This window comes from Allobosea sp. 05T422_2 (genome assembly GCF_056396265.1).
This window is the reverse complement of the sequence record NZ_JBFTLD010000307.1, coordinates 1-7,293: the sequence shown is the minus strand read 5'-3', so window position 1 is coordinate 7,293 and position 7,293 is coordinate 1. Positions and strand designations below refer to the sequence as shown.

Below are 7,293 nucleotides of genomic sequence, written 5' to 3'. Positions count from 1 at the left end.
GCCGGCTGCCCAGCCGCCGGCGACGCAGCCGGGTCGTCCGCGTCGGAATGATGCCTTCGACCCCTCAACGCACCCGGGTGGCTCGGGGGCGCCGCGTCAGCTCGGCAGCATGGAAGGCATTATCGAGGACGAATTCGCCGGGGCGGGCGGTGGTGGCCAGGGACCGCTCGACCTTCAGGGCGTCGGCCGACAGGTCCCGCAGGGTGCGCTGCCGCAGGGCGGACCGCGTGGCGGACCGAGCGTCGCGGCGACGGGCGCGGCGCCGAGCCCCAAGGACAGCTATGACACGGCCTATGCCTATGTCCTGCGCAAGGAATACGAGCAGGCCGAAATGGGCTTTCGTCAGTTCCTGCAGAGCTATCCGCGTGATCGGCTTGCCGCCGACGCCACCTTCTGGCTCGGCGAGAGCTATTTCCAGCGCCAGCGCTATCGCGAGGCTGCCGAGCAATTCCTGAAGATCTCGCGTGACTATCCGCGCGCCGGCAAGGGTGCCGACAGCCTGCTCAAGCTCGGCATGTCGCTGAATGGGCTTGGCGCGCGCGACCAGGCCTGCGCAACCTATGCCAAGGTCGGCGTCGACTATCCTTCCGCTTCCAATGCCGTGCGGCAGGGTGTCGAGCGCGAACGGCGCCGCGCTCGCTGCGCTTGAGCGCGCTGGCTTCCAGCGATCCTGAGCATCTTCCGGTTTCAGCCGGCGAGGCGGCTGCGCTCTTCGCCGGGCTCGCGGGTGAAACGCGCCTGCTGATTGCGGTCTCGGGCGGCCCAGATTCCGTTGCCCTGCTTTCCCTGTTGCACGATTGGGCGCAGCAGCCCGCTAGGCCCGCGCTTCATGCCGCGACGGTCGATCACGGCCTGCGCGAGACGTCCTCGAGCGAAGCTGAAGCCGTCGGCGCGCTCTGCTCCGGGCTGAGGGTTCCCCATGTGATCCTGCGTTGGGCAGGGCCGAAACCTGCGACGGGCATCCAGCAACGGGCACGAGAGGCGCGCTATGCCCTGCTGGCGGCACATGCGGAGGCTCTCGGTGGTGCAGTGCTGGTCACGGCGCACACGCTCGACGACCAGGCCGAGACGCTGCTGATGCGGATGGCGCGCGGTTCCGGGCCGAGCGGGCTCGCCGGTATGCGAGCCAAGGTGCGCAAGGGTGGCACGGTGCTGGCACGTCCGCTGCTTGCCGTACAGAAAGCGCGTCTCATCGCGACCGCTGAGGCGAGGGGGCTTTCCTACATTCGTGACCCGAGCAATGCCGATCCGCGGTTCGAGCGCGCGCGTTGGCGGACCCTGATGCCGATGCTGGCCGACGAGGGGCTCACAGCCGAACGTCTGGCGGTCCTGGCTGCGAGGCTGGCGCGCATGGATGCGGCGATAGAGCACCACGTCGCCCTGCTGCTGCCGTCGCTCATATTCGCAGGGGAGGGGACCGGGGTGACGCGGCTGCGCTTCGGCGCGTTGGTCGATCTTCCCGAGGAAATTGCCCTGCGGGTTATGGCCGAGGCGCTCGCCCTGGTGCCTGGATCGAACGCTGAACTGTCGCGGCTCGAGCGGCTGGAAGGCTGCGTGTTCACGCTTCTGGAGGCGGCACGGCGGGGCACGGCCATGACGCGGACACTATCGGGGTGTGTACTTGCGCTCGATCGGGACGGTGTCCTGACGCTGGCGCCGGAACCGGCGCGCAGACGGGGCGTTCACCCTGCGTCGCGATGAGCCTGGTTCAAATCTGCTGTTTCCCTTGGCAAGGGGCTTTGCCGCTCCTAGATTAACGCCTGAAACCCTTGGCCCTTTCCGGTTGGACCGGGCGGCCCGATCGGACAGAGAATGAATCCGAACTTCCGTAATTTTGCCCTCTGGGTGGTGATTTTCCTGCTGGTTCTGGCGCTCGTGACGCTGTTCCAGAGCCCGAGCCAACGCACCAGCACCAATGAAATCCCCTATAGCCAGCTCATCAACGAGAGCGAAGCCGGGCGGATTTCCAATGTCGTGGTCGCAGGCCAGGAGATTTCGGGCACGTTTTCGGACGGCCGCAGCTTCGTCACCTACGCTCCCTATGGCGACCCGGCTCTGCTGAAGACGCTGGCGCAGAAGGGGGTCCAGGTCTCGGCGCGTGCTCCGTCGGAGGGCACGCCCTGGTTCATGGCGCTGCTCGTCAATTCATTGCCCTTCGTCATCTTCATCGGCCTGTGGATCTTCATGTCCCGGCAGATGCAGAATGGTGCTGGTCGCGCCATGGGCTTCGGCAAGTCCAAGGCCAAGCTGCTGACCGAGGCGCATGGTCGCGTCACCTTCGAGGATGTCGCGGGCATCGACGAGGCCAAGGAGGATCTGCAGGAGATCGTCGAATTCCTGCGCGATCCCCAGAAGTTCCAGCGGCTCGGTGGGCGCATCCCGCGCGGCGTGCTGCTCGTCGGTCCTCCCGGCACCGGCAAGACGCTGACGGCGCGTGCCGTCGCCGGCGAAGCCAATGTGCCGTTCTTCACGATCTCGGGTTCTGATTTCGTCGAGATGTTCGTCGGCGTCGGCGCGAGCCGCGTGCGCGACATGTTCGAGCAGGCCAAGAAGAACGCGCCCTGCATCATCTTCATCGACGAAATCGATGCGGTCGGTCGTCACCGCGGCGCCGGTCTCGGCGGCGGCAATGACGAGCGCGAGCAGACCCTGAACCAGCTGCTCGTCGAGATGGACGGCTTCGAGGCGAATGAGGGTGTGATCATCATCGCCGCCACGAACCGCCCGGACGTGCTCGATCCGGCGCTGTTGCGCCCCGGTCGCTTCGATCGCCAGATCGTCGTGCCGAATCCCGACGTCGCCGGCCGCGAGAAGATCCTGCGCGTGCACGTCCGCAAGGTGCCGATGGCTCCCGATGTCGATCTCAAGATCCTGGCGCGCGGAACACCTGGCTTCTCGGGCGCCGATCTGATGAACCTCGTCAACGAGGCGGCGCTGCTGGCGGCTCGCCGCGGCAAGCGCATGGTCACCCATGCCGAGTTCGAGGATGCCAAGGACAAGGTCATGATGGGCGCCGAGCGCAAATCCATGGCGATGTCCGAGGAAGAGAAGAAGCTGACCGCCTATCATGAGGCCGGCCACGCCATCGTGGGCTTGTATGTCCCCGCCGGCATCCCGGTCCACAAGGCGACGATCATCCCGCGCGGTCGCGCGCTCGGCATGGTGAAGTTCCTGCCGGAGGGTGATCGCTATTCGATGAAGTTCAAGGAGTTCACCTCGCAGCTCGCGGTGGCCATGGGCGGTCGCGTTGCGGAGGAGATCACCTTCGGCAAGGAGAACATCACCTCGGGCGCCACCGGCGACATCCAGCAGGCGACCAAGATGGCCAAGGCCATGGTAACGCAGATGGGCTATTCCGATGAACTCGGCCTGGTCGCCTATGGCGACAACCAGGAAGAGGTTTTCTTGGGCATGTCGATGGGCCGGACCCAGAGCGTGTCGGAAGCGACCGCGCAGAAGATCGATAGCGAAGTGCGCAAGCTCGTCCACCAGGGCTATCTGGACGCCAAGAAGATCCTCAACGAACACCATGAGGAATTCGTCCACGTGGCCGAGGCGCTGCTCGAGTTCGAGACGCTGACCGGCGACGAGATCCGCGATCTGATCGCCGGCAAGCGCCCGACCCGCGATGCTGACGATACGCCGTCGGCGCCGCGCGGCTCGGCGGTGCCGAGTGCCGGCCGCGGCCGTAAGCGCGACGAGCCTGACGCTGGTCTGGAGCCGCAGCCGCTGGTCTGAACGGCCTCGGTCGGACCTGACACATGAAGGCGGCCATATTGGCCGCCTTTTTCTTTGCCTGCGATCAATGGTTAKGTGGGGCTGTTGCGTGTGACCGAGTTGGGGACGAGACCCGCGCGGTCGTTCCCGTCTTCGTTCCGGCGGCGTTGCCCATGATAAAATTCGTCATAAAACGTGACAAGGCGGAACGCATGTCCCGCTATAGAAGAACTCAACAGGGCCGGGAGCGGGCTGGTTGCAACCGCGCCCCGGTTGTCCGCGAAGCTCCCATCATGGCCGCCATCTGGATCGACTGGATATGACGCGCAAATATTTTGGAACCGACGGCATCCGCGGCCGCGCCAATGGCGTGATCAYGCCCGATCTGGCGCTCAGGGTCGGCCAGGCAACCGGTATCGCGTTTCGGCGCGGCGAGTACCGCCACCGCGTGGTGATCGGCAAGGATACGCGGCTCTCGGGCTACATGATCGAGACGGCGCTGATCGCCGGCTTCACCTCGGTCGGCATGGATGTGCTGCAGCTCGGTCCGATGCCGACGCCGGCGGTCGCGATGCTGACGCGCTCGATGCGCGCGGATCTCGGCGTGATGATCTCGGCGTCGCACAATCCCTATGAGGATAACGGCATCAAGCTGTTCGGTCCCGACGGCTACAAGCTCAATGACGAGGTCGAGAGCGAGATCGCCGCCCTGATCGATTCCGATCTCGGAGCGCAGCTTTCGGAGGCTGCGATGCTTGGCCGTGCCAAGCGCATCGACAGCGCCCATGCGCGCTATATCGAATTCGCCAAACGCACCTTGCCGCGCAACATGAATCTCGACGGGCTGCGCATCGTCGTCGATTGCGCCAACGGCGCCGCCTACAAGGTTGCGCCCGAGGCGCTCTGGGAGCTCGGGGCCGAGGTCATCGCCATCGGGGTCGAGCCGGACGGCTTTAACATCAACAAGGATGTCGGTTCGACCAAGCCGGATGCCTTGGCTCAGAAGGTGCGCGAGCTGCGCGCCGATATCGGCATCGCCCTTGATGGCGACGCTGATCGCGTGCTGATCATCGACGAGCAGGGACATGCCGTCGATGGCGACCAGCTGATGGCCGTAATTGCGCGCAGCTGGCAGGAGGACGGTCGTCTCTCGGCGCCTGGCATCGTCGCGACCGTGATGTCGAATCTCGGGCTGGAGCGTTATCTCGCAGGACTCGGCCTGAGTCTTGAGCGCACCGCTGTGGGCGACCGTTATGTGCTCGAGCATATGCGGGCGAACGGCTTCAACCTTGGCGGCGAGCAATCCGGCCATATCATCCTCTCCGACTATGCGACGACCGGAGACGGGCTCGTGGCGGCGCTGCAGCTGCTCGCGGTGGTGAAGCGGATGGACAAGCCGGTCTCGGAAGTCTGCCACTGCTTCGAGCCGCTGCCGCAGATCCTCAAGAACGTGCGCTACAAGCAGGGCCAGCCCCTGACGGAGAAGCCGGTCGTCAACGCGATCGAGGCCGCCAGGCAAATGCTCGGGGATAGCGGGCGTCTCGTCATTCGTCCGTCAGGCACTGAGCCGGTGATCAGGGTGATGGCCGAAGGCGATGACCGCGACCTKGTGATGCGCGCTGTCGATGACATCGTCGATGCGGTGACCAAGGCCGCAGCCTGACGTAGCCGGCGGGCTGCGTTTTCGGTCAAGGATCATCCTGAAGCTAGGGCAGGTCCCTGTGCATTCCACCTTGAGAATGCACAGAGTTTGCTCGTTTGCACGAGATTTCGTGGTTAAGCGGTAAGGTTAAGCGTCGTTTAAGGAATTCGTGCCAGGGTCCTTCCCGTCGGTAACACGCGCGAGCTGAGTATCGCGTCGCGCAAACTCGAGGGACTCTGCCATGGGCAGCCTGAAAATTCTCGCGCTGGCGGGCGCCATGGCCTTCGGAGGCTCCGCAGTGGCCTCTGCTGCCGACCTCGCCCCTCTGCTGCCTCCACCGCCTGAGCCTGTTGCCCTGCGCGGGACGATTGGGTCCGGTTGGTATTTGCGCGGTGATGTAGGTGTCGGTTTGCAGACCGTCGGCAAGTACCAGCAGGACGACCTTGCGGCTGTCGGCGGCGTGCTTTTCAATAAAACCGATCAAACGGCCTTTTTCGGTGGCGTCGGCGTGGGCTACCGCTTCAACAATTGGTTCCGCATCGATGGTACATGGGAGTATCGCGGCGGAGGGACGATTGGGGTCAATGATAAGCTCTTCAACTCCTTCGCCAATGGCACCCAGACAAATACCTACAAGGGCAACCTCTCCTCGATGGTGGCCCTGTTCAACGCCTATGTCGATCTCGGCACCTGGAACTGCCTGACGCCCTATATCGGCGCCGGTATCGGTTATGCGCAGAACCGCATCTCGGGGTTGACCGAACAGGGCATCGTGTTTGCCAATGAGCCTTTCGGTCCGGTTTCCCCGACGCTGGGCACCGCGAGCAACGGCACCCGTTCCGGCGTCGCCTGGGCGCTCATGGCGGGGCTCGGCTATGAGGTGAACAAGAACCTGACCCTTGAAGTTGGGTATCGCTACCTCAATCTGGGCGATGCCCAGTCTGGGCGCATTCAAAATGCATTCCTGACGGAATCCTATGGGCCGCTGAAGGCCAAGGACATCCAKAGCCACGACATCCGCATCGGCATGCGCTGGAATTTCGGCGATCCCGATTGCTGCGCGGCTCCGGCTCCGGTCGCCTACCAGGCGCCCGTCGTGCGCAAGTACTGACCAGCTGGCTTTCCAGTTTCGTAAGGAACGGCGCGGATCATCGATCCGCGCCGTTTGCATTTCGCAACTCCGCAAGACTGTGAGGCTCCAAGTCGGGCCGCGTTGACAAAGCCTCCATCCCTTCGCCCTATTTGTGCTTGGCCGAGGCGTTCGCAGTCGGGACACGCCTCCACTGACCAGGCTTCCAGCCCACGCGCCATCGCCGTTCGCGCTGGCCCTCTGCAAGGATATGATCATGAAGACACGCGCCGCCGTTGCCTGGGAGGCCGGAAAACCGCTGACCATCGAAACCATCGAGATCGGCGGCCCGAAGGCGGGCGAGGTCCTGGTCGAGGTGATGGCGACCGGCATCTGCCACACCGACGCCTACACGCTTTCCGGGCTCGATTCAGAGGGCAAGTTCCCGGCGATCCTCGGCCATGAGGGCGCCGGCATCGTGCGCGAGGTCGGCGCCGGGGTCACGACGCTGAAGCCAGGCGACCACGTCATTCCGCTCTACACGCCGGAATGCCGCAGCTGCAAAAGCTGCCTGTCGCGCCGCACCAATCTCTGCACCGCGATCCGCTCGACACAAGGCCAGGGCGTGATGCCGGACGGCACATCGCGCTTCTCCTGCGATGGCGGCGAGGTCTTCCACTATATGGGCTGCTCGACCTTCGCGAATTTCACGGTGCTGCCCGAGATCGCGCTGGCGAAGGTTCGTGAGGACGCGCCCTTCGACAAGATCTGCTATATCGGCTGCGGCGTGACGACGGGGATCGGCGCGGTGATCTACACCGCCAAGGTCTGGCCCGGCGCCAATGTCGTGGTCTTCGGGCTCGGC

At 64.6% G+C, this 7,293-nt stretch carries 6 protein-coding genes; all 6 read left to right on the top strand.

Annotated elements, in window-relative coordinates; translation table 11 throughout:
* Window positions 1-649 (top strand): tol-pal system protein YbgF (gene ybgF, locus AC1DJT_RS31950; RefSeq protein WP_476835646.1); only part of this gene is annotated, 649 nt, incomplete at its 5' end.
* The gene (gene tilS, locus AC1DJT_RS31945) at window positions 646-1,701 is read left to right on the top strand and encodes a tRNA lysidine(34) synthetase TilS (protein WP_476835645.1); all 1,056 of its coding nucleotides are present in this window, start codon (window positions 646-648) and stop codon (window positions 1,699-1,701) included. The genes ybgF and tilS, both read left to right, overlap by 4 nt.
* A 111-nt stretch (window positions 1,702-1,812) precedes the next feature.
* Entirely contained in the window at window positions 1,813-3,738 is a 1,926-nt protein-coding gene (ftsH, locus tag AC1DJT_RS31940; protein ID WP_113513338.1) for an ATP-dependent zinc metalloprotease FtsH, read from the top strand.
* A 298-nt stretch (window positions 3,739-4,036) separates the two neighbouring features.
* Window positions 4,037-5,380, top strand: a complete 1,344-nt coding sequence (gene glmM, locus AC1DJT_RS31935; protein ID WP_476835644.1) for a phosphoglucosamine mutase — start codon at window positions 4,037-4,039, stop codon at window positions 5,378-5,380.
* Between the two features lie 220 nt (window positions 5,381-5,600).
* Entirely contained in the window at window positions 5,601-6,470 is an 870-nt protein-coding gene (locus AC1DJT_RS31930; RefSeq protein ID WP_476835643.1) for an outer membrane protein, read from the top strand.
* Window positions 6,471-6,705: 235 nt separating this feature from the next.
* Window positions 6,706-7,293: alcohol dehydrogenase catalytic domain-containing protein (locus AC1DJT_RS31925; RefSeq protein ID WP_476835642.1), on the top strand; the 588-nt coding region annotated here is incomplete at its 3' end.